The organism is Bradyrhizobium nanningense (genome assembly GCF_004114535.1).
GTDB classification, from domain to species: Bacteria; Pseudomonadota; Alphaproteobacteria; order Rhizobiales; family Xanthobacteraceae; genus Bradyrhizobium; species Bradyrhizobium nanningense.
Genome location: NZ_LBJC01000033.1, coordinates 464,601 through 486,161, shown reverse-complemented (window position 1 = coordinate 486,161; position 21,561 = coordinate 464,601). Strand labels below are relative to the sequence as shown.

At 64.9% G+C, this 21,561-nt stretch carries 16 protein-coding genes and 2 tRNA genes; 2 read left to right on the top strand and 16 right to left on the bottom strand.

Annotation, left to right across the window (positions count from 1 at the left end; translation table 11 throughout):
- Positions 1 to 47: 47 nt before the first annotated feature.
- The 9 genes from XH84_RS31200 to XH84_RS31160 all read right to left on the bottom strand — a co-directional run bounded on the left by XH84_RS31200 (position 48) and on the right by XH84_RS31160 (position 8,234).
- Complete coding sequence (locus XH84_RS31200) at positions 48 to 806, bottom strand: PopZ family protein (RefSeq protein WP_164936561.1); 759 nt, start codon at positions 804 to 806, stop codon at positions 48 to 50.
- A 303-nt stretch (positions 807 to 1,109) separates the two neighbouring features.
- Entirely contained in the window at positions 1,110 to 2,495 is a 1,386-nt protein-coding gene (locus XH84_RS31195) for a TolC family outer membrane protein (protein WP_128922018.1), read from the bottom strand.
- A gap of 206 nt (positions 2,496 to 2,701) precedes the next feature.
- Entirely contained in the window at positions 2,702 to 3,364 is a 663-nt protein-coding gene (locus XH84_RS31190; RefSeq protein WP_128921826.1) for a protein-L-isoaspartate O-methyltransferase family protein, read from the bottom strand.
- Positions 3,365 to 3,502: 138 nt separating this feature from the next.
- Positions 3,503 to 3,682 carry a hypothetical protein gene (locus tag XH84_RS31185; protein WP_128921827.1) on the bottom strand — a complete coding sequence of 60 codons (180 nt, stop codon included), beginning with the start codon at positions 3,680 to 3,682 and terminating at the stop codon, positions 3,503 to 3,505.
- Between the two features lie 214 nt (positions 3,683 to 3,896).
- Positions 3,897 to 3,971 (bottom strand) — tRNA-Asn (locus tag XH84_RS31180).
- A 138-nt stretch (positions 3,972 to 4,109) separates the two neighbouring features.
- Positions 4,110 to 4,478: a hypothetical protein gene (locus XH84_RS31175; RefSeq protein WP_128921828.1), complete on the bottom strand. Its 369-nt coding sequence runs from the start codon at positions 4,476 to 4,478 to the stop codon at positions 4,110 to 4,112.
- Between the two features lie 206 nt (positions 4,479 to 4,684).
- Positions 4,685 to 6,385, bottom strand: coding sequence for a flotillin family protein (locus XH84_RS31170; RefSeq protein WP_128921829.1), 1,701 nt, complete (start codon positions 6,383 to 6,385; stop codon positions 4,685 to 4,687).
- Between the two features lie 21 nt (positions 6,386 to 6,406).
- The gene (locus tag XH84_RS31165) at positions 6,407 to 7,069 is read right to left on the bottom strand and encodes an OB-fold-containig protein (RefSeq protein WP_128921830.1); all 663 of its coding nucleotides are present in this window, start codon (positions 7,067 to 7,069) and stop codon (positions 6,407 to 6,409) included.
- A 10-nt stretch (positions 7,070 to 7,079) separates the two neighbouring features.
- Complete coding sequence (locus XH84_RS31160) at positions 7,080 to 8,234, bottom strand: PspA/IM30 family protein (protein ID WP_128921831.1); 1,155 nt, start codon at positions 8,232 to 8,234, stop codon at positions 7,080 to 7,082.
- A gap of 743 nt (positions 8,235 to 8,977) precedes the next feature.
- Between XH84_RS31160 and XH84_RS31155 the strand changes: the two genes are divergently transcribed.
- A complete protein-coding gene (locus XH84_RS31155; RefSeq protein ID WP_128921832.1) occupies positions 8,978 to 9,175 on the top strand; it encodes a hypothetical protein in 198 nt (65 codons plus the stop codon).
- Between the two features lie 84 nt (positions 9,176 to 9,259).
- Here XH84_RS31155 and XH84_RS40140 read toward each other — a convergent pair whose 3' ends face one another.
- The 7 genes from XH84_RS40140 to XH84_RS31125 form a co-directional block, all read right to left on the bottom strand.
- The gene (locus tag XH84_RS40140; protein WP_164936562.1) at positions 9,260 to 9,406 is read right to left on the bottom strand and encodes a hypothetical protein; all 147 of its coding nucleotides are present in this window, start codon (positions 9,404 to 9,406) and stop codon (positions 9,260 to 9,262) included.
- Positions 9,407 to 9,605: 199 nt separating this feature from the next.
- Positions 9,606 to 9,679: transfer RNA gene (locus tag XH84_RS31150), tRNA-Cys, on the bottom strand.
- A gap of 141 nt (positions 9,680 to 9,820) precedes the next feature.
- A complete protein-coding gene (locus XH84_RS31145; protein ID WP_128921833.1) occupies positions 9,821 to 10,552 on the bottom strand; it encodes a tRNA-uridine aminocarboxypropyltransferase in 732 nt (243 codons plus the stop codon).
- 37 nt (positions 10,553 to 10,589) lie between these two features.
- A complete protein-coding gene (locus XH84_RS31140) occupies positions 10,590 to 13,694 on the bottom strand; it encodes an efflux RND transporter permease subunit (RefSeq protein ID WP_128921834.1) in 3,105 nt (1,034 codons plus the stop codon).
- On the bottom strand, positions 13,694 to 16,843 hold the full coding sequence (locus XH84_RS31135) for an efflux RND transporter permease subunit (protein WP_128921835.1): 3,150 nt from the start codon (positions 16,841 to 16,843) through the stop codon (positions 13,694 to 13,696). Before XH84_RS31135 ends, XH84_RS31140 begins: the two co-directional genes overlap by 1 nt.
- A 37-nt stretch (positions 16,844 to 16,880) precedes the next feature.
- Positions 16,881 to 18,299 carry an efflux RND transporter periplasmic adaptor subunit gene (locus XH84_RS31130; protein WP_128921836.1) on the bottom strand — a complete coding sequence of 473 codons (1,419 nt, stop codon included), beginning with the start codon at positions 18,297 to 18,299 and terminating at the stop codon, positions 16,881 to 16,883.
- Positions 18,289 to 19,773, bottom strand: a complete 1,485-nt coding sequence (locus tag XH84_RS31125) for an efflux transporter outer membrane subunit (RefSeq protein ID WP_128921837.1) — start codon at positions 19,771 to 19,773, stop codon at positions 18,289 to 18,291. Before XH84_RS31125 ends, XH84_RS31130 begins: the two co-directional genes overlap by 11 nt.
- A 724-nt stretch (positions 19,774 to 20,497) precedes the next feature.
- Here XH84_RS31125 and XH84_RS31120 point away from each other — a divergent pair.
- A complete protein-coding gene (locus tag XH84_RS31120; RefSeq protein ID WP_128921838.1) occupies positions 20,498 to 21,532 on the top strand; it encodes a cysteine synthase A in 1,035 nt (344 codons plus the stop codon).
- The last annotated feature ends 29 nt before the right edge of the window (positions 21,533 to 21,561 follow it).

The window sequence follows — 21,561 nt, the reverse complement described above, 5'->3', positions numbered from 1 at the left end:
CGAATATGCCCTGGGAGCAGGGCTTTATCGGGGCCGCACCGCCGGTGTCAGCGGCCGCCGCGCGAGACCCGCTCGATTTCGGCCTTCACGATGCGTTCGACGAGGCCCGGCAGATTGTCGTCGAGCCAGGATTTCAGCATCGGGCGCAGCATCTCCTTGACCAGATCCTCAAGCGTCCGCGCATTGCTGCTGAGCACCGTGTGCGCCAGGGAATTGAAGGCGGATTCCACCGCCGAGACGGTCGACTGCGCGAGCATGGGCTGCTGCGGCGGCAGCGGCGGGGCATCGAAGTCCACCGGCGCGTAAGACGGTGGCGGCGGCGATTCGGCGAATTCCAGATCGTCGCGCGGCTCGACCTTGCGGAAGCTCGGTGGCGGCGGAGCCGGTGTCGGATCCATCGCCATCTCGTCGGTCAATTCGAGTACGTCGGGTTCAGGCTCGGGCTCCGGCTCAGGCGCGCGCATCTCGGGCGCGGGTGTGGCTGCATCGAGCCCCGCCAGCAGCGCGTCGATGTCGTCCTGGCTGTTTGGCGATGCATCCGCCGCAGGTGCGGGAGCTGAGGCCGGTGCCGGCTTTGCGGCCGGGGGCGCAGCGGGCTTCTCGGCGGCCGGTTTGGCCGCTGCGACCTTGGAGGGTGGAATGTCGTTCATCGCCTGCGGCTTTGGCGGCGCGGCGGGCGCGGTGGCTTTCTCGGGTTTGGCGGTTTCAGCCGGCGGCGGCTTGGCCTCATCGTCGGCAATGATGCGCCGGATCGAGGCCAGAATCTCCTCCATCGAGGGTTCTGTGACCTTTGCAGGCTGCGTCATCTCCGACTCCACATCATCAACGCCCTCGCATGCGTTGTTTTACACCAAGCACGGCAGGATTGGCCGGTTCCGGACCGATGGCCGGTCATTTTCGTCACGGCAGCCCGACTTGTCCCCAGATCACGGCTCAACGTGCGGCGGTGCGCCCCTGCCCCCGGCACTCAAGCTTTACGCACACGGCATCAATGCGAAGCGAATCGATCCGCATTGTCTTGGCAAGGCTATGTCAGGGATTTTGATGATTGCAAGCAAAGCGCCGGTCGGCCTCGGCTATTGGCGAGGCCGACCGGACGACTACGGGTATCAGCGCCCGTCAGGCGTACGCACGCCGGCCCAGCTGTCGCGGACCTGATGGTAGTGAACACTGGGATCGTAAACATTGGTCGCAAGGCCAAGGACCTGCGGCGCCAGACGGCCGACCGCGGCGAGGACGTTGTACGAAGCGACGACACGGTCGTGCTGCGCGGTTACGAGCGCGACGCGCGCATTGACCAGCGCCTGCTGGGCGTTGAGGACGTCGAGGGTCGTGCGCTGGCCGGCCTTGGCTTCCTCGCGCACGCCGTTCAGCGCGATCTCGGACGCCGTCACCTGCGCCTGCGCCGACTGCACCTGCGCCTTGCCGGCCTGCAGAGAGCCCCACCATTGCACGATGGTCGCACGAACCTGATCGCGGGTCTTTTCGAGGTTGAGGCGCTGCTGCGCCAGGTTTTCCTTGGATTGGCGGATCAGCGAATATTCGCCACCGCCATTATAAATCGGCACCTGGAGCTGCGCGATCGCCGATGCGGTGTACGAGCGCATCTGAATCAAGGACTGTTCGTCGGCCCGCTGGGCCGTTACCTGAGCCGTAAGTGTCGGCAGCAACGCTCCCTCTGCGATTTTGACCTGCAGATAATTGACGTCGATGCCATACATGGCAGCCGTCACGTCGGGATGCTCGACCAGACCGAGTTCGATCGCCGAGGCAAGCGTTGGGGGAAGAAATCGATCGACCGGTGAGCCCGGCGCAAGGTTCGTCGGATCGTTGCCGATGACCCGACGGAAGGCGGCACGGGTCGTGTTGAGATTCGATTCCGCGGTAAGGGCCTGGGTCTTGCCGGCAGCCAGCTGTGCTTCCGATTGCGCGACGTCTGTGCGTGTCACCTCGCCAACATTGAAGCGATCACGGGTCTGCTTCAGTGTCTGTTCGAGGACGCGCACGTTGCTGCGCTGGACCTCGAGCGTGGCGGAATCCCGCAGATAGTCCATGTAGGTCGTTGCGGCGCTCAGCAGCACGCTCTGATCCATACCGCGCAGCGCTTCACGGGTGCCGGAAACCTGACTCTCCGCCGCCCGCGTCTTGTTCCCGGTAATGTTGCCGTTGTAGAGCGTCTGCGTCGCGGTAACGCCAACGCTGCGGGGGGTCCTGGTTCCGAAGACTGAGTTGCTCCCTACGCCACTCTGCAAATCCTGATATTGATAGCCACCGGTCGCCGTCAGATTGACCTTGGGCCGGTAGCCGGACAAGGCCTGCGGCACGCCCTCGTCAGTCGAGCGCACCTGGGCACGCTGTGCGTTGAGCTGCGGATTGTCCTGATAGGCGCGCACCAGCGCGGATTCGATCGTATCCGCCAAGGCAGGCGTCGGCCCGGCAAGCGCCAGCAACAGGACCGAAACCGCAGCTCCGGTGAAGAGCTTCACCCCATGCATCCCTGAAATTCCGTTCATTCTAACGCCCGGCTCGTGCCCGCGAGCTGGGTTACGTCTATCGAGTGGAGTCGTTGCCCCGCCGCAACATAGGATGCGGATTGGCGCGACGGAACTACCCGAGGGTAGTTCCCGGTGGAAACTCTTCACGTGCAGCATCCCGGCCACACTTCTGATTCAGAACGGGATTTTAATGGGACTTTGGACCGTCAGAAGACGAAAGCGGCCGCCCGTTCGAGCCCCGGAAGGACCGGAGCGGCAGCGTCGAACAGGGTTCGATGGCCGAATTCACCGTGGGTACGGGTCACGATCATGGCCCGCGGCGGCCGTGATTCCGCGGACACTTCCACCAGGCGCCCGCCCTCCTTCAGTTGCCCGAGCAATGCCTCCGGCATCACCTCGGCAGCGCCATTGAGGATGATCACGTCGTAGGGAGCGGCGGACGGATCGCCTTCGGTGCAGGCTGCGGCCTTGCAGGTGACATTGGCAAGCCCCAGGGACGTGAGGGAATCCTTGGCCTTCGCGGCCAGGGCCGAGTCGCATTCCGTTGCGGTGACCTGGCGGGCCAGCTTCGCAGTCAGCGCGGCGAGGTATCCCGTGGCGCAGCCGACCACCAGGACATTGTCGCCCTCGCCGATGTCGGCGGCCTGAAGCAGCTTGCCGGTCAGCTGAGGCTTGATGAGGAAGCGCTTGACTGTGCCCTCGCTCACGTCGAGGTCGAGATCGAGATAAGCCAGTGCCTGCCGGGCGGCCGGCACGAAGGCCTCGCGCGGAACCGTGAGCATGGCATCGAGAATACGACGGTCGGTGACGTCATTGGTGCGCACCTGGCCATCGACCATTTTGAGGCGCGCGGTCGAGAAACCGGACATTTGCGGACCCTGCAATGCGGACGATGCCGCGGACGAAATTCGCGGCATCTTTGGAGCATGCACGGCCAAAACGCAACACGGCCGTTCACCTGCGGGGCCAGGGCTTCCGTATCTTACCGCATCGGGCGCCGGAACGGATTATTCGATGGCCACCGCGAGGCGGCCGATCAGAGCTGCGATTTCATCCAGCCGCGCCGAATCGGGCGTCTCAACCGCACGCGCCAGACAGGCGAGGCATTCATCGTCGCTGAGTTCGGGAATGTCCGCCGGCAGAATCGAGGGGGCCATATGAGAACGGTCGACCTGGATGTCTGGCATGGGAATCAGCTCCGTAAAGATCCGGCAGCTGTCGAAGCTCAATTTCAATTGAGTCGATTTGGCGCCGTCCCCATGGCGCGACGACGCCCGTCCACACATCTGCTTGAATGCGATTCCAGCCAAAAATCGCGGACGCGCTATTCAGAAATCAATGCAACGAGATCGCGAGGCGCTCGAAGATGAGACCATAAGTCATTGAATTTGCGGAAAATTTTGGCTCCCCGGGCTGGATTCGAACCAGCGACCATCCGATTAACAGTCGGATGCTCTACCGCTGAGCTACCGAGGAAAAGGCGAACCAGTCGTTCGCGCGCGGCTGCGTATAACAAAGCCGCTTGCGCTTGCAAAGGACGAATTCGTCATCCTCCGAAACGTCCTTGAGGAAGGGCCTGAGCGGGCCCCTCCTCCCGGCGATATCGGCCAATCGCTATTCCGCAAGAAACGAGGTTTTCTTGGTGCCGGAATCGTAGCGCAGCCGAAGCGCTGTGATCTTGCAGAGGTTGACGTTCTTCCACAGCACGGCCTCGTCGTAGTTCTGCCAGTCGACGCGAATGTTCCAGACGCAGCCCTCGTCGTCCTCGTCGAACGCGACATAGGTGCTGGCCTGGTTCTGCAACACCTTCTCGAGTTCGTTGTCCCACTCGTCCAGGCCATCGTCCGGTGCGTTGAAGCCCAGGAACTTGATGGCATAGCCGGTTTCGTTGACGACGGTGACGTTGCGGGCGTCAGCCGCAAACGACGGCATGGCGGCGATCGACAGGCCGATCGCGATCAATCCAGACAGAAAATACTTCATGAAAATCCTCCGATCGAAACAGGCCTAGGCGCCCGGCATCGATCGGCGCAGGCGCCGCGGCAACAAAAAGCGTTGCCTCAAGACATGCCCGGAGTGCGATCGAAGGGTTCAACACGCCGTCGATCTGCACTCCGGAACGTTGCGCGACGCGAGACGCGCAGGACCTGTTCTATCGTTTCGAATTCTCCGCAGCAATGAACGGGCATTCATAGATCGGCGGTGTTTGTCTTCTCCGGCACGGGAGCAGCTACCGGCACAGCGGCACCGTTGCTCTTCCCGGTCACCGCGCCGACCAGCGCCTTCACGGGATCATCGCCGGGCGCAAAACCGCTCTGGCGCAGGATCTCGTCGATCATCGGACGCAGCGCGTGCACCTTGAGCAGCTCGCCGGCCAATCCCTCGCCGAAGCCGACATTGCCTCCGCCTGCGCCGTTGCCGCCGAAGGCGCCGCCGGTGTGCAGGATGCGGACGTCCTTGAGGTTGGCGATCGGCTTGACCATCTCGGCCAGCGCCGACGGCATCGTCTCGATCCGCTTCTTGGCGATCTCGAATTCGATGACGTTGCTGCCGAGCTTGTTCTGCGCCTCGTTCTTCATGGTGATGACGGCGGCCTCGGCCTCACCGATGTTGCGGACGCCGACAGCCTTGATCTTGTTGGACTCGGCTTCGGCGGTGGCCAGCGTCTTCACGGCTTCGGCGCGATCGAGCGAGGCCTTCTTCTCGGCCTCGGCCGCGACGATCAGCTCGGTCGATTTGCGTTCGGCCTCGGTCCGCGCGGCCAGCACCTGGGTGAGACGGGTGCGATCGGCGACCTCGACCGCACGCGCAGTCACGACCTTTTCCTCCGCGGACACCGCGAGCGCCTCGGCGGTCTTGGCTTCGGCGACGGCTTCCGAGGTCTGCTTGCTCTTGGCGGCGATCTGGATCTCGTTCTCCTGGGTGGCGATCTGGATCTCGCGCTGGGCATCGGTCTTGCGCTTGTTGATCGCCAGATCCGATTCGATCACCGCGGTTTCCTTGACCTGCTTGGCACCGGCCTCCTTCTCGGCAACGGCCCTATCGGTATCGATGCGGGCGTTCTCCTCGGTCAGGCGCGCGGTCTGGGTTGCGGTTGCGACCTCGGCGCGGGTGCTCGCGGTCTTGTTGGCGATGTCGCGCTCCTGCGAGAGCTCGGCTTCCTTCTTGGTCCGCTCGATGCCGAGGGTCTGTTGCCGCGCCTCGAGGTCCTTTTGCGCAATCGCCACCTCGTTGTCCCGCACGATGGCGTTGCGGTCGCGCCGGCGGGTTTCGGTGACAGTCTTCAATTGGGTGAGACCTTCGGCGTCGAAGAAGTTTTCGGGGTTGAAGAACTTGACGTCGGTCTGGTCAAGCTTGGTCAGCGACACGGATTCAAGCTCGAGGCCGTTCGATTTCACGTCGGACTCGACCGTGGACTGCACGTGCTTGACGAAGTCCGAGCGCTTCTCCTGAAGCTCCAGGATGCTCATGGTCGCGGCGACCGAGCGCAGGCCGTCGACGAATTTCGCCTCGACCTGGTTGCGCAGCGCCTCGGCGTCGTTGGTCAGCGCGCCAAGCGTCTGGCTTGCCAGCGCGATGCTCTCTTCATCCGGGCGGACGCGGACGTAGAACTCGGCGACGATGTCGACGCGCAGGCGGTCCTTGGTGATCAGGGATTCCCGCTCCTTGCGTTCCACGGAGAGCCGCAGCGTCTTCAGATTGACGCTGGCGTAGGAGTGGAAGATCGGCAGGATCATGGCGCCGCCGTCGAGCACGACCTTCTTGCCGCCGAGGCCGGTGCGCACGAAAGCTTCGTCGCGTGTGGCACGCTTATAGAGGATGGTGAAGACGATCCCGAGGACGATGATCAGAGCAACGCCGATCATGGCCGGGACTGCGATGTCGAACATGACTTTCTCCAATGAATGACCTTAGCTACTGCTTAGAGGTGACTTGGACGGCTTGAGTTCATCGTCGGCCTTCACTGCGACGAAGCGCGTGCCATCGCGATCGACCAGCAGCACCATGGCTCCCTGCGGCAGCGGCGAGGACGACGGCGCGGCGACTGCCCAGACGAAATGGCGATTGCCGTGGATATCGGCGACGCTGACCTTGCCGGGCGGGCCCTGGTCGAGCGGGCCGATCACGACCTCACCGATGCGGCCGACGAGATCGCCGAGGCCGACGACATAGCTTTCATCTTTCGGAATGACCCGCGCGATGGCCCTGCTGGCGGCGCGGACCAGCGGAACCGAGACCACGACCGCTCCGACCGAAGCGAGCGTCGCCGGCAAGGGGCCGGCCACCATCCGCGCGACGTCCTGGATCAGGAAGCCGGTGATGGAGAAGGCGCCGAGCAGCAGCAGCAGGAAGACCAACAGCGGCACGCCGCCGATATTGATCCAGGAGATGGCGTTGATCACGCCATTGTCGCTGGGATGACCGAAATCGATGTGGGTGCCGAGCATCTCGCTCAAGGAGGCTCCGACCAGCATCGAGACCACCTCGATCGAGCCGACGATGACGATCATGGCCGCCGCGATCGCGAACGGCCTGACCTCCGGCGCCATGACGTGTTCGAGCAGAGCGCTCATGCCACGGCACTCAGGAGCGCGACTTCAGCCGCGCCAGCCTCGCCGCAATTTCCTTGTCGCGATGGAGCGTGCTGAGCTCGTCGATGTCGCTCGAATAGGGGATACCCTGGGGCACGCCGGTGGCCCGCGCCACCGCCTTGCCTGCACGCAAGGCCTTGGCTGCAGCGGAAGTGCCGCCCTGCTTACGGAACGACGTCGAGCCCTGCTCACCTGCGGCCGCCTCGCTCTTTTCGAGATCGGCGCGGCGCTGCTCGGCGTCCTGGAGTGCCGACAGCACCGCGCGCAGGGAGGTGACACATTGTTCGATCTTCTCGTTGTTCTCGTCGATGGCGCGGGAGAGCACGTCGAACTGCGCCTCCAGATCCATCTGCCGCGCGATGCCGGCACGAGCGAGGTCGTCGCGGCTATCAGCGATCGCCCCTTCGATCTTGGGAGCGAGATCGGCCATCTCACGCTCGATCTCGGTGCGGCGCGCGTTGAGGCGGTATTCCTCGGCACGCGCAGCGGCGAGCGCGTCACGCGCTTCGCTCTCGGCGTGCTCGATCTCGCGGATGGCCTGTCCGACCACCTTGAGCTTGTTCTTGCCTTCCGCCTGCTCGATCGCGTCATAGGCGATTCCGGCGATCAGGCGCCCGACCCGGGACAGGAAATTGTCGGGGGCGGCAGCGATGGTGTCCATAGCGTTCTCCTCCTCTGGCAGAGTGTTCGGCGTGACGCCGTAGTGGACTTCGAAACCGTCCTCGGTGCGAACCAGGCGCGCGGGCACGCTTTGCCCCCAGCCTTCGGTATAGCCGGCATAGTCGAAGGGCACGCTGAAGCGCCCTTGCACGGTCGCAATCGAGATGGTGGCCGGGCCTTTGATCTTGGCGAGCTTGTCGTCGAGCGGCAGACGGCGGCCCTGCGCCGCGCGATATTCGGTGCGGTCGCGCAGCCCCAGCGTCACGAGACGCGACGGCAGCGCGGTTGCTTTCCGGATCGGCTCATAGGCGTGGGCATGCAGCAGCACGACGTTGGAACCGACGTTGTGGCTCCGCGCGACCTCCTCCAGGATTTCCATCATGCGGTCATAGGCCTGGAACGTCGCCTCCAGTGCGGCCTTGGCGGCCGGGTCAGGGGCAAGCCTGTAACGCAGCGCGGACGGCGCGTTTCGGGGCGACTGGCTCATACAAAGCGCTAAAGCACCATTTTGGTGCTTTAGGAAGAGGACGCCTGATCACGTTTCCCTGATCCTCATGCACGCTATCGATTAGTCGTTGTGCCCCAGCGCGGCGTTCAAGTCGCGCATTCACCTCTAAGTCGCCCGCCAATCAAGACTTCTTGCACGCGCGGGTTGTAATTTGAGTCGAAATGCCGAGAGGGACCGGCAACGACGTGTGCCGCGCACTTGGCTCTGATGTCCCCCCGACGATCAGCCGGACGACGCGAGCAGCTGTCGATCCACAGCCTGTCCGCAGCATATCCACAGGGCCGATATTGGGGATTCGTCAGCAGGTTGCGCGTCTTGCTGCGCACCAACCCACAGGTGGCTCACCCACCAGCCACGCTTCGGCAAGCGGAAGCGAACAGGGTGAGGAACAGCCCGACCGTGGGGCGCGCCGCGCGCCCGGCTCCTCACCTCCGCAAATCGCAAGAACCTCGCCTTCATGGCCAGTCTCCTGTCCGCCCTGCCCGCCTCCAGCCTTTGCCAGCGGGGGTCGCGCCAAGGGGTAGGAGAAATAAATCGTGGAGGATGTGATCTTTTTCACACGAGCGATCGTCGGGCGGAACGTAGGTTCCCGACGGGACTTTCTAGAAATCGCTAACCAATCGAGCCGCGATCGCCGGATCGTTAAAATGCGAGCAATCGGCTCAATCGGATGACAAACCGACTTTGCGACATTGCGCCATCCGCGTTCTGCGAGGGGTGTGATGAGAAGCGAAGCCGAATTCAACTTGATGCTGGATGCCGTCCGGGACGCCATGGTCGTTGAAGATTTCGCGCCCGCGCCAGAAAAGGAATTCGTGCCCCGCTCGTGGAGCTTCGACGCGACACCCAAAGCCGCCAATGACAATGAGGGCGCCTGGCCCCTCCTGCCGTTTCCCGACGGCTGGTACGCGGCCTGCTGAGCGCTGCTTTCAGCGTAAGCCGAACCGCCCGCCTCGCGGGCGTTTTGCTATGGGGCCTGCGCCGGAAATCCGGCTCAGCAACGATCAGGTCTTGGCGCGATCCTCGCCATCCTGCGGCGCCTGGTCGGGTACGGCCGATGGAAAGATGCTGTCATAGATCGCGCGGGCCTCACGGATGAGGCGAGCCCGCTCCAGCTCGGATTTCGAGACAAATCGGACGATGTCGCCCATTTGTGGCTCCAGTGCTCGGATGGCGAGATGCATCCCTTCGCAGATGCGAAGTCTATGCCAGCGGCCTGAATCAGGGGTTTCCAGCAGGCTCCGGGCAAACCCGGTGATCGAGCCGCCGCGCTCCTCGGCGGAGCGCCGCGCGCAGCATCGGCGCAACCGACAAGGAATCAAATTGTGACGGGAGATCAGAGGGTTGCGATGGAGGCCACGTCCGGAATTGAACCGGAGTACACGGTTTTGCAGACCGTTGCGTAACCACTCCGCCACGTGGCCCCGTAAGGGCGGACCAATATAGGGGATCAATGGCTTAGGCAACTGCCTTCATCCGGCTTTGACCGGAGGCAACCCCGGCTGGCGCCCTGCGCAGCCGCTCCGCCCTCTTCCTGCCGGCACCACTGATGATGTGGGCCGAAGTCAGGCTCGTTTGCGCCGCCGGAAGTCGCGCCGCCCCTTCGGGGCGGGCTTGGGCGCCAATTCCGGCATCTCGGCCTGGACCTCGCGGTAGCGTGCCAGCAGTCGTTCAAAACTCGCATGCAGCGCTTCGGCGATGTCGGGACGTCGCTCGAGGCCGGCGAGAATCGTCGCCGCGGCTTCGATGGTCGAGAGCCCGTCGCGGCGCGGCTCCTTGCGCAGACGTCCATAGCGCGAGGGGTGCGCAGGGTTGAGGATCACGCGCTGGCACTTGAGCATCCAGGGATTGCGCCACCACAGCGCCTTGGCCTGGCTCCAGGTACCGTCGAGCAGCACCACGCCTTCGAGCTTGCCGAGGATCGCGCGCTGGTTCTCCGCAACCTCGCCCTTGCGGTTGAGCGCGACGATCTCGCCTTCCGCGTCGAGATCGGCGGCGCGTGCCGAGCCGAGATAGAGCACGGCCCAGTGCGCGGCATTCTCGACCGGCCGGCCCAGCGCCTTGGACAGGCTCGGCCAGGACAGCCCGACCCGCACCGTGGCGTCGGCGAAATGCCGCGCGAGCAGGCGCGCGGTGCCGAGCGCCCTGTCCTGCTCCTGCGGGTGCTGCAGGATCAGAAGCGACAGCCGATTTTCAATCGGCGTGACGCTGTCGCAGATGCACAGCGGCATCGGCTTCTGGCAATGCGGGCACTCGGGGATCGGATCGGCGGCGGCGATATCAGGCGGGTTCGACATGAGCGCCGCTATACGCTTGAAGCGGGGCCTCAACAACTCATTCCGCGGGCGCAGGCAGCGGGCGCGGCGCGGACCGCCGCCGCAGGCGGTCGATCAGCAGATAGATCACGGGCGTGGTGTAGAGCGTCAGGATCTGCGACACGAACAGGCCGCCGATGATGGTGATGCCGAGCGGCCGGCGCAGCTCGGTACCGGGGCCGGTCGCCACCACGAGCGGAATGCCGGCAAACAGCGCCGCCATGGTCGTCATCAGGATCGGGCGGAAGCGCGCCTGGCAGGCCTCGAAGATCGCCTCCGCTGACGACAGGCCGCGCTGGCGTTCGGCGTCGAGCGCGAAATCCACCATCATGATGCCGTTCTTCTTGACGATGCCGATCAAGAGGATGATGCCGACGAAGGCGATCACCGTCAGCGGCGTGTTGGTGAGCTGCAAGGCGAGCAGTGCGCCGAGCCCTGCCGAGGGCAGCGTCGAGATGATCGTGAGCGGATGGGCGAGGCTCTCGTAGAGCACCCCTAACACGATATACATCGCCACCAGCGCACCAAGGATCAGAAGCGGCTGGCGGCCGCTGGTCTTGGCGAAGTCGCCGGCATTGCCGTCGAAGCTGCCGCGGATGCCTTCGGGCATGTGCAGTTCCTCGACCGCGCGCTGGATGTTCTGCGTCGCCGCCTGAAGCTGCACGTTCGGCACGAGGTTGAACGACACCGTGGTCGAGGGGAACGACTGCGAGTGATAGACCGCGAGCGCGGCGAGGCTGCGCGTGGCATGCACCACGGCCGACAGCGGCACCTGCGCATCGCCCGCGCCCGCGACATAGATGCGTTCGAGGTTGGAGGGATCGACCTGGAATTTCGGATCGATCTCCAGCACGGTCATGTATTGGTTGCGCTGGGTGTAGATGATCGAGATTTGACGCTGCGAGAAGGCGTTGTTCAGCGCGTTGTTGATGTCCTGAACCTTGACGCCGAGCGCCGAGGCCTTTTGACGATCGATCGCGAGCGTGAGCTGAAGGCCGCCGGGGTCGCGGTCGCTGGAGATGTCGGTGATGCCTTCGACGGTCTCCATGCGCTTGGCTACGATCGGCGCCCACTTCTGCAGCAGACTGAGGTCGGTGCTGGTCAGCGTGTACTGGTAGTCGGAATCGCTCTGCCGCCCGCCGGCACGGACGTCCTGGGCGGCGAACATGAAGAGGCGGATGCCGGCCACGGGGTACAGCGCGCGCCTCAGACGGTCGATCACGACCTCCGTCGAGACGTGGTCGCGCTCCTCCGGCGGCTTCAGGCTGATGTACATGATGCCGCGGTTCGAGGTCGCTCCCCCCGGTCCGCCTCCGGCGCCGACGGTCGAGCCAATACCGGCCACGGCCGGATCCTTCATCACGATGTCGGCGAGCCGCTGCTGCAGACCGAGCATCGACTGGAACGAGATATCGGCCGAGGCGCGCGTCGCTCCGATCACGAAGCCGGAATCGTCGGTCGGAAAATAGCCCTTCGGGACCTTGATGTAGAGCGTCACGGTGAGGCCGATGGTGGCGAAGAACACCAGCAGCGTCGCCAGCGGGTAGTCCAGCACGGTGCGCAAGGTTCGAGCGTAGAAGGCGACGATGCGCGACAGCGAGCCCTCGACGATGCGATCGAACAGTGTCGCGGTGCCGGACGTGGCGTGGCGGATGTAATGGGCGCAGATCATCGGCGTGACCGTGAGCGAGACCAGCGTCGAGACCAGGATGGCGAAGGTCAGCGTCAGCGAGAATTCGCGCAGCAGGCGGCCGACGATGCCGTCCATGAAGATCAGCGGCGTGAACGCCGCGACCAGCGACAGGCTGATCGAGACCACCGTGAAGCCGATCTGCTTGGCGCCCTCTTGCGCCGCCCGGAACGGCCGCATGCCGTGCTCGAGATTGCGATACATGTTCTCGATCATGACGATGGCGTCGTCGACCACGAAGCCGACTGAGATCGCGAGCGCCATCAGCGACAGATTGTCGATCGAGAAGCCCGCGACCCACATGCCGGCGCAGGTGCCGGCCAGTGCCAGCGGCACCGAGATGCCGGCCGCGATCGTCGGCGTCAGCCGCCGCAGGAATACGAACACCACGACCATGACCAGGATCGCGGTCGCCAGCAAGGTCCATTGCATGTCGAGCACGCTGGCGCGGATCGTGCCGGTGCGGTCCACCAGGGTGGAAATCTCCACGCCGGCCGGAATCCATTGCCTGAGCTCGGGGATCAGCGCCTTCACCCTGTCGACGGTGTCGATGACGTTGGCATCGCCCTGCTTGGTGATCTGGATCAGCACGGCCGGCTGCTTGTTGAACCATGCGATCGAGCGCGCGTTGCGGACGGAATCCTCGATGTCGGCGACGTCGGACAGCCGCACGAAATTGCCATTGACGCTCTTGATGACGATGTCGCGGAATTCCTTGGCGGTGCGCATCTGCCGGTTGAGCGCCAGCGTCTCGCTCTGGCGTTCGCCGTTGAAGATGCCGACGGGACCGAGCGGATTGGCGCTGATGATCGCGGTGCGGACGTCGTCGGTGGCAATGCCTGCGTTCGAAAGTGCCACCGGATTGAGCTGGACGCGGACCGCCGGTTGATCAGCGCCGCTAATCGCCACGTTGCCGACACCCGGAACCTGCGAGATGCGCTGCGCCAGGACCGTATCGGCGACGTCGTAAATTGCGCTGGCTGACAGCGTCTTCGAGGTCAGAGCCAGCACGAAGACGGGCGCGCCAGCCGTGTTGGCCTTGCGGAAGCGCGGCAGCGTCGGCAGGTCGCTCGGCAGGTCGACCATCGCGGCGTTGATCGCCGCCTGCACGTCGCGGGCGGCCTTATCGATGCTGCGGCCGATGTCGAACTGGAGCTGAATGCTGGTGTTGCCGAGCGTCGAGGTCGAGGTGATCTGGTTGATGCCGGCGATCTCACCCAGCCGCCGCTCCAATGGTGAGGCCACCGTTGCGGCCATCACGGCCGGGTCGGCGCCCGGCCGATTGGCCGAGACGAAGATGGCGGGGAAGTCGACGTTCGGGACCGAGGCGACGGGAAGGAACTCGTAGGCGACCGCACCCAGCAGGAACAACCCGATCGACAGCAGCGTGGTCGCGACCGGGCGGCGGATGAAGGGCTCCGAGATCGATGCCATCACTGCATCCCCTCGGTCGCGCCCGCGACCGGCGGGCCGCCGGATTCAGCCGGCGGCAGCGCCTGCTCGAGGCGGCGGTTGATGCGGTCGAGCGCGAGGTAGATCACGGGCGTCGTGTAGAGCGTCAGCAACTGGCTGAGCAGCAGTCCGCCGATGATGGAGATGCCGAGCGGAAAGCGCAACTCGGCGCCGGTGCCACTCTCGATCGCCAGCGGCAGCGCGCCGAACAGGGCCGCCAGCGTCGTCATCATGATCGGGCGGAAGCGCAACAGGCAGGCTTGCACGATCGCCTCGTTCGGCGACATGCCCTGCCCGCGCTCCGCCTCGAGCGCGAAGTCGATCATCATGATCGCGTTCTTCTTGACGATGCCCATCAGGAGAATGATGCCGATCAGGCCGATGACCGACAGGTCCTGCCCGCACAGCAGCAGCGCCAGGATCGCGCCGACGCCCGCCGAGGGCAGCGTCGACAGGATCGTGATCGGGTGGATATAGCTCTCGTAGAGCACCCCCAACACGATGTAGATCGTGATCACGGCGGCGAGCAGCAACCAGGGCTGGCCGGCGAGCGCCTTGGCGAATTCGGCCGCATCGCCAGCATAGACGCCGACGATGCTGCCCGGCATGCCGATCCGGGTCTCGATGGTTTTCACGGCTTCGACGGCATCGCCGAGCGCGGCGCCCGGCGCGAGGTTGAAGCTGAGCGATACCGACGGGAATTGCGCCTGATGCGAGATCGCGAGCGGCGCGGTGGTGCGTTTCAGCGTCGCCACCGCCGACAGCGGCACCTGGGCGTTGGGCGCGCCGGCGGTGGCGCTCGCACCGCCCGGCAGATAGAGTTTTGACAGGATCGAGGGATCGCGCTGATACATCGGCAGCGCTTCCAGCACCACGCGGTACTGGTTGGCCTGGCCGTAGATGGTCGAGATCTGCCGCTGCGCGAACGCGTCGTTGAGCGTGTCGGTGACGGCCTGGAGGCTGACGCCGAGCTGGCCCGCGCGGGTGCGGTCGACGTCGAGCTGCGCCCGCAATCCGCCCTCCTGCGCTTCGGAGGAGACGTCGCGGAACAAGGGATCGCGCCGCATCTCCGTCACCAGCTTGCGCGCCCATTCCGACACCAACGTCGCATCGGTGCCGGTCAGGGCGTACTGGTATTGCGAGCGGCTCGACTGGGTCGAGATCTGCACGTCCTGCACCGGCTGGAAATAGACGGTCATGCCCGGGATGCCCGCGACCCTCTGCTTCAGCCGGGTTATGACGGCCGCGACATCGTCGCGCCGCTCGCCGCGCGGCCTCAAGCTCATGACGAGCCGGCCGACATTGGTGGTCGGATTGACCGAACCCGCCCCGATCACCGAGACCACGCCGACCACGTCGGGATCCGCCTTGATGGCGTCGGAAGCTTCGGACTGCCGCTTCTGCATCTCCGCGAACGACACGTCGGGTCCGGCCTCCGTCACGGCCGTGATCGAGGCGGTGTCCTGCAGCGGCAGGAAGCCCTTTGGCGCGACGACATAGAGGACCAGGGTCGCGATCAGCGTGGCGAAGGTCACGACCAGCGTGGCGCGTTGGTGTTCCAGCACCCAGAGCAGCGTCCGATGATAGGCCTCGACGGTGCGGTCGATGAAGCGGCTGATCGCGGCCAATCCCGGCACCGCCAGTTCCTCATGGGCGTGCTTGAGCAGGCGTGAGCACATCATCGGCGTCAGCGTCAGCGAGACCACGGCCGAGGTCACGACCGCGATCGTCAAGGTCAGTGCGAATTCGCGGAACATGCGTCCGACGAGGCCCGACATGAACAGCAGCGGGATGAAGACCGCGATCAGCGACACCGTCAGCGAGATCACGGTGAAGCCGATTTCGCTGGCGCCCTTCAGCGAAGCCTCCATCGCGCCGTCGCCGTTCTCCATGTGGCGCACGATGTTCTCGATCATGACGATGGCGTCGTCGACGACGAAGCCGGTGCCGATCGTCAGCGCCATCAGCGACAGATTGTCGAGGCTGAACCCGGCGAAATACATGATGCCGAAGCTCGTGATCAGCGACAGCGGCAGCGCGACGCCCGCGATCAAGGTTGCGCGCAGCGAACGCAGGAACAGCAGCACCACCAGGGTCACCAGCACGACGGCAAGGACCAGCGTGAACTGCACATCGCGCACCGAGGCGCGGATGGTGACGGTGCGATCGGACACGATGGTGAGGTTCACCCCGGCCGGGATCGCGCGCTGCACTTTGGGGATTTCCGCCCGGATCTGCTTGACGACCTCGATCACGTTGGCGCCGGGCTGGCGCTGGATGTCGATGATGACGGCCGGCGTGCCCTGGTACCAGCCGCCGGTGCGGTCGTTCTCGAGGCCATCGACGATCTGCGCGACGTCGGCAATGGTGACCGGCGAGCCGTTGCGATAGGCGATGATGACGGGCTTGTAGGCTTCGGCCGCGGCGATCTGGTCGTTGGCCGCGATGATGTAGGATTGCTGCGCGCCGTCGAGCGAGCCCTTCGGCCCGGAGACGTTGGCGTTGGCGATTGCGGTGCGCAAATCTTCCATGGCGATGCCGTAGGCGGCGAGCCGCGCCAGATCGGCCTGGATGCGCACGGCCGGTTTCAGCCCGCCGAGCACCGAGACCCGTCCGACGCCGGAAATCTGGCTCAGCCGCTGCGCCAGAATGGTGTCCGCAATGTCGCTCATGACCCGCAGCGAGGTCGTGTCCGAGCGCAGCGCCAGCGTCATGACGGGCGCGTCGGCCGGGTTCACCTTGGCGTAGGTCGGCGGATAAGGCAGGGTCTTCGGCAAGACGCCCGCCGCGGCGTTGATCGCGGCCTGCACGTCCTGGGTCGCGCCATCGATGTCGCGATTGAGATCGAACTGGAGCGAGATCTGGCTGACGCCGAACGAACTCGTCGAGTTCATTGCCGACAGCGACGGGATCTGCCCGAGCTGCCGCTCCAGCGGCGCCGTGATCAGCGAGGCGATCACGTCGGGGCTCGCGCCGGGAAGCTGCGTCGTCACCTGCACGGTCGGGAAATCGACCTGCGGCAGCGCCGAGACCGGCAGCGCGAAATAGCCTAGCAGCCCGCCGATCAGAAGCGCGATGCCGAGCAGCGAGGTCGCGATCGGCCGGCGGATGAAGGGTTCGGAGACACCCATGGGATCTGCCTGCCGCTTCAAGCGGCTGTTGTCGGGATCATGGCTGCTTGGCTCCAGGTCCCGATGCTCCCGGCCCAGGTGCAGGTCCAGGAGCCGGCCCGGTCTGCCCCTTCTGGTCGCCTTCGCTGCTGTTGCGCTTGGCGCGGAATTCGCCGCCCTTGCCCTGTCCGTCCTTCGGACCGTCCTTCTGACTTTCCTTGGCGCCATCCTTCTTCTGGGCGTCCGGCCCGCGCGAGCGCTTGCGCGGAGCGAGATCGGCCGACGGGGTCTGGTCGTCGCGGCCGACGATCACCTTGGAGCCGTCGGCCAGATTGGCGAAGCCCGTGGTGACGACCCTGTCGCTCGCCGATAGGCCGCTGGCGATCACGGCGTCATGCTCGTTCTGCTGTGTCACCACTACGGGCTTGGCCGAGACGACGTTGTCCTCGCCGATGACATAGCTGAAGGTCCCGATCGGGCCGCGCTGCACGGCCGACGTCGGTATCACCAGCGCCTGCACCAGCGTCTCGACCTTGAGACGGACATTGACGAACTGGCCCGGCCAGAGCTGGTAATTGGCGTTGGGAAATGCCGCCTTGAGCTTGAGCGTGCCGGTGGTCTGGTCGACCTGATTGTCGATGCCGGTCAGCTTGCCGGTGTCGATCACCGTGATGCCGTCATTGCCGAACACGTCGACCGCGAGCGTGCCCTTCGCCGCGGCCGCATTGACGCGCATGATCTGTTGCTGCGGCAGGCTGAACCACACCGCGATCGGCTGCAATTGCGTGATCACCACGAGACCCGTGGTGTCGGAGGCATGGATGATGTTGCCCTGGTCGACCTGGCGCAGGCCGGCACGGCCCGAGATCGGGGCCACGATCTTGGTGTAGCTCAGCGTCGCCGCCGCATTGTCGATCGCGGCCTGATCGGCCTTGACCAGCGCCTCGGTCTGCGCCACCAGCGCGCGCTGGGTGTCGGCCTGCTGCTTGGAGCCTGCATTGGAGGCGGCGAGCTGCTCGTAGCGCGTCAAGTCGATGCGCTGGTTGGCAAGTTGGGCCTGGTCCTGCGCCTTCTTGGCGACTGCTTGGTCGTACTGCGCCTGGTAGATCGCCGGATCGATCTCGCCGAGCACGTCGCCCTTCTTGACGTCCTGTCCCTCGGTGAAGTTGACTGCGATCAGCTTGCCGTCGACCTGGGAGCGCACGGTTACGGTGTTGAGCGCGCGGATCGCGCCGACGCCGTCGAGATAGACCGGAACGTCCAGCACTCGCGGGCTCGCCGCCAGCACGGGCACCGGCAGATCGAGCCGCTGGTTGTTGCGGTTGTTGGCCTGCTGTTGATGCGTGGCGTTCCAGCCGAGATAGAACAGGCCGCCGAGGATCGCGAGCGTGATCAGGGTCATGACGAAGCCGCGGCCACGCGACCTTTTCGCCGTTCCCTCCTCTACGCCTTGCTTGCTATCCGGCTTAAAGAGCATTGACCGGTTTCTCCATTCGCGGCTCCCAGCCGCCGCCGAGCGCCTGATACAGGCTGACGATGGCGAGCAAGCGGGCCAGTTGCGCCTGCGACAGCGCGTCTTCCGCCTGGAACAGGGTGAGTTGAGTGTTGAGCACGGTCACGATGTCGGCGGTGCCGGCGCGCAATTGCTGCTCGGAGAGATCGAAGGCACGGCGCGAGGCGACGACCACGTCGCGCTGCAATTGCAGCTTGATCGTGGTCTGCTTGATCGAGAACAGCGCGTTATCGACGTCGGCAAAGGCCTGCACGATGGTCTTGCGGTAGGTCTGGAGCAGCTCGTCCTGCCTTGCCTTGGCGAATTCGAAATTGCCGAGGATCTTGCCGCCGTCGAAGATCGGCTGAGTGGCGCTGCCGACGAGCTGGAAGAAAGCCGCGTGCGGCTGGAACAGCGAGACCAGCGCCGAGCTCTGATAGCCGCCATTGCCGGTGAGCTGGATGGTCGGAAAGAACTGGGCACGGGCGTTGCCGATGTTGGCGGTCGCAGACGCAAGCTGCGCCTCCTGGCGGCGGATGTCGGGCCGCTGCGTCAGGAGCTCCGACGGCAGGCCGGGCGTCACGCGCGGGATCGCGGCCCGGTCCAGGGAGCTGCCGAGCACGCGCACGCTCTCGGGCGGGCGCGAGACCAGCACGGCGAGCGCGTTGACGTTCTGGTCCAGCGTCTGGCGCAGCGGCGGCACCAGGGCCTTCTGGTTGGCGAGCACGCTCTCCTGCTGGGCGACATCGAGATCCGTGCCGGTGCCGGCCTTGCGCCGCTCCCTGACCGCATCAAGGATGCGCTGCGCGCTCGCGATGTTGCGCTGTGAGGTCCTGATCCGGTCCTGCGAGGCCAGCACCTGGAAATAGGCATTGGCGACGGCTGCGAGCGTCGTCAGCGCGACGGTATCGCGATCGAAGCGATTGGCGTTGGCGGTCTCCTCGGCCGTTTGCAGCGCATCGCGATTCTGGCCCCAGAAGTCGAGCTGATAGCTCGCGCTGAGCGAGGCCGAATAGTTGACGACTTCGCGGCCGCCAATGGACAGGCCCGAGGAGCTTGCGCCCGACGTGCGCGAATAGGTTTCCGATCCGCCCGTCGACACGCTCGGCAGCAGCGCCGCGCCCGCCTGCCGCGCCTGGGCGTCGGCCTGGACGATGCGTGAAACGGCTGCGGCGATATCCAGGTTGACGGTCTGCGCCTCTTCCATCAGCTGCGTCAGCTCCGCCGAGCGGAAGCCACGCCACCAATCCAATGACGGCGGCGCATCGCCCTTGCCGGCGTATTTGTACTGCGTGGGAACGTCGAGGGCGGGATCGGGGAGATCCTGAGTCAGCACGCAAGCACCGGACCCAGCGGCGAGGCACACCACCGCAACCCAGCGCGCCGCGCGCCGCGTCCGGGATGCAGACCCTTCGTACCGCCGCATGGCGATCGCCGGAACATCCTGTGTCACATCCACCCCCCGCCGGGCAGATCGAGCCGCCGCGGGACCGGATTAACCGATTCGCGGCGGGACAATCGGGGGGCTTTGGACAACTCGCTCACAGGGGTGATGCTTTCTGCGGAACCTGAGATCCATACTAGCCGGACGCGGAACGGCGGGACAGTCCGGCAGTTGCGAGATGACCACGCCGACGAGCCCGGCACGAACTGCCAAAACTGTGAAATGTGCCTGTCTTGCAGCCACTTCTCTCATGGCGAAACAACTGGAAATGGGATCAAGCTTACCAAGATTTCATGTGATATTGCTGCCACACCGTCCGTTGAGCCCTTCAATCCGAGCACCCCTCACCGCTTCAGCTCAGTCGCGCCCACTGGTCACTTCACAACACCGTCAATTGCCGCAAGCGAAGCTCTTTCCTCATGCCGATTTTTCCTCACCCTTCCCCCACTCTGTCCACGCTCCTCGACCGCGATCCGCTCGCCCGTGGCAAAAATTGGTCGCAAGACCACTCACCATGGGCGTTATCGTTTCGTGCTTTGGCGGACCTCAGTCATTTCCTCCTACCGATCTCCGGCCGCGTGGCCGCGCGCATCATCGGCGGTCGCACGGTTGGAGAATATCGCTGTTCGGACAGGAGTTTCAGACGGTTTCGCCGCAGCGCAAAAGCCTTCCCCTTTGTCCCCCCAAGCACTAGGTTCTGGCCAACCAGATCAACCCTCTTGGTGGCGATTTTCCTGACATGAGCATTCGAAACGACGTTGTCGAAGCGATCGGCAACACCCCGCTGATCAAGCTGAAGCGCGCCTCGGAACTGACCGGCTGCACCATTCTCGGTAAGGCCGAGTTCATGAACCCCGGCCAGTCGGTCAAGGACCGCGCCGGCAAATGGATGATCCTGGAGGCCGAGAAGCGCGGCGAGCTCAAGCTCGGCGGTCTCGTGGTGGAAGCGACCGCCGGCAACACCGGCATCGGCCTCGCCGTCGTCGCCAGCGCACGCGGCTACCGAACCCTGATCGTGATCCCGGAAACGCAGAGCCAGGAGAAGAAGGACTTTCTGAAGCTGTGCGGCGCCGAGCTGATCGAGGTGCCGGCCCTGCCCTATGCCAACCCAAACAACTATCAACACGTCGGCCGGCGGCTTGCGGATGAGCTGCGCAAGACCGAGCCGAACGGCGTGCTGTTCGCAGACCAGTGGAACAACCTCGACAATGCCAAGGCGCACTACGAATCCACCGGACCCGAGATCTGGGAGCAGACCGGCGGCAGGGTCGACGGCTTCGTCTGCTCGGTCGGCAGCGGCGGCACGCTCGCCGGCATCAGCCGTTATCTGAACGAGAAGAACAAGAACGTGCGAATCGCCTGCGCCGATCCGCACGGCGCCGGCATGTACGAATATTTCAGGACCGGCGATGCCAAGGCGACGCCCGGCGGCTCGATCACCGAAGGCATCGGCCTCAACCGCGCGACCGCGATCGTCGAGACCGCGAAGGTCGACGACGCCTACCTCATTCCCGATGCCGAAGCCGTCACTGCGATCTACGAATTGCTCCAGCACGAAGGCCTGTGCCTCGGCGGCTCGACCGGCATCAACATCGTCGGCGCGATGCGCCTTGCCAAACAGCTCGGGCCCGGCAAGACGATCGTCACCGTGCTGTGCGATTCCGGCAGCCGCTATCAGTCGAAGCTGTTCAACGCGGACTTCATGCGCGCGAAGAACCTGCCGGTGCCGGAGTGGCTGGAGAAGCGCAGCAACATCAAGCCGCCGTTCGTGTGATCGTCACGGAGCCCCGGGGAAGAACGCAC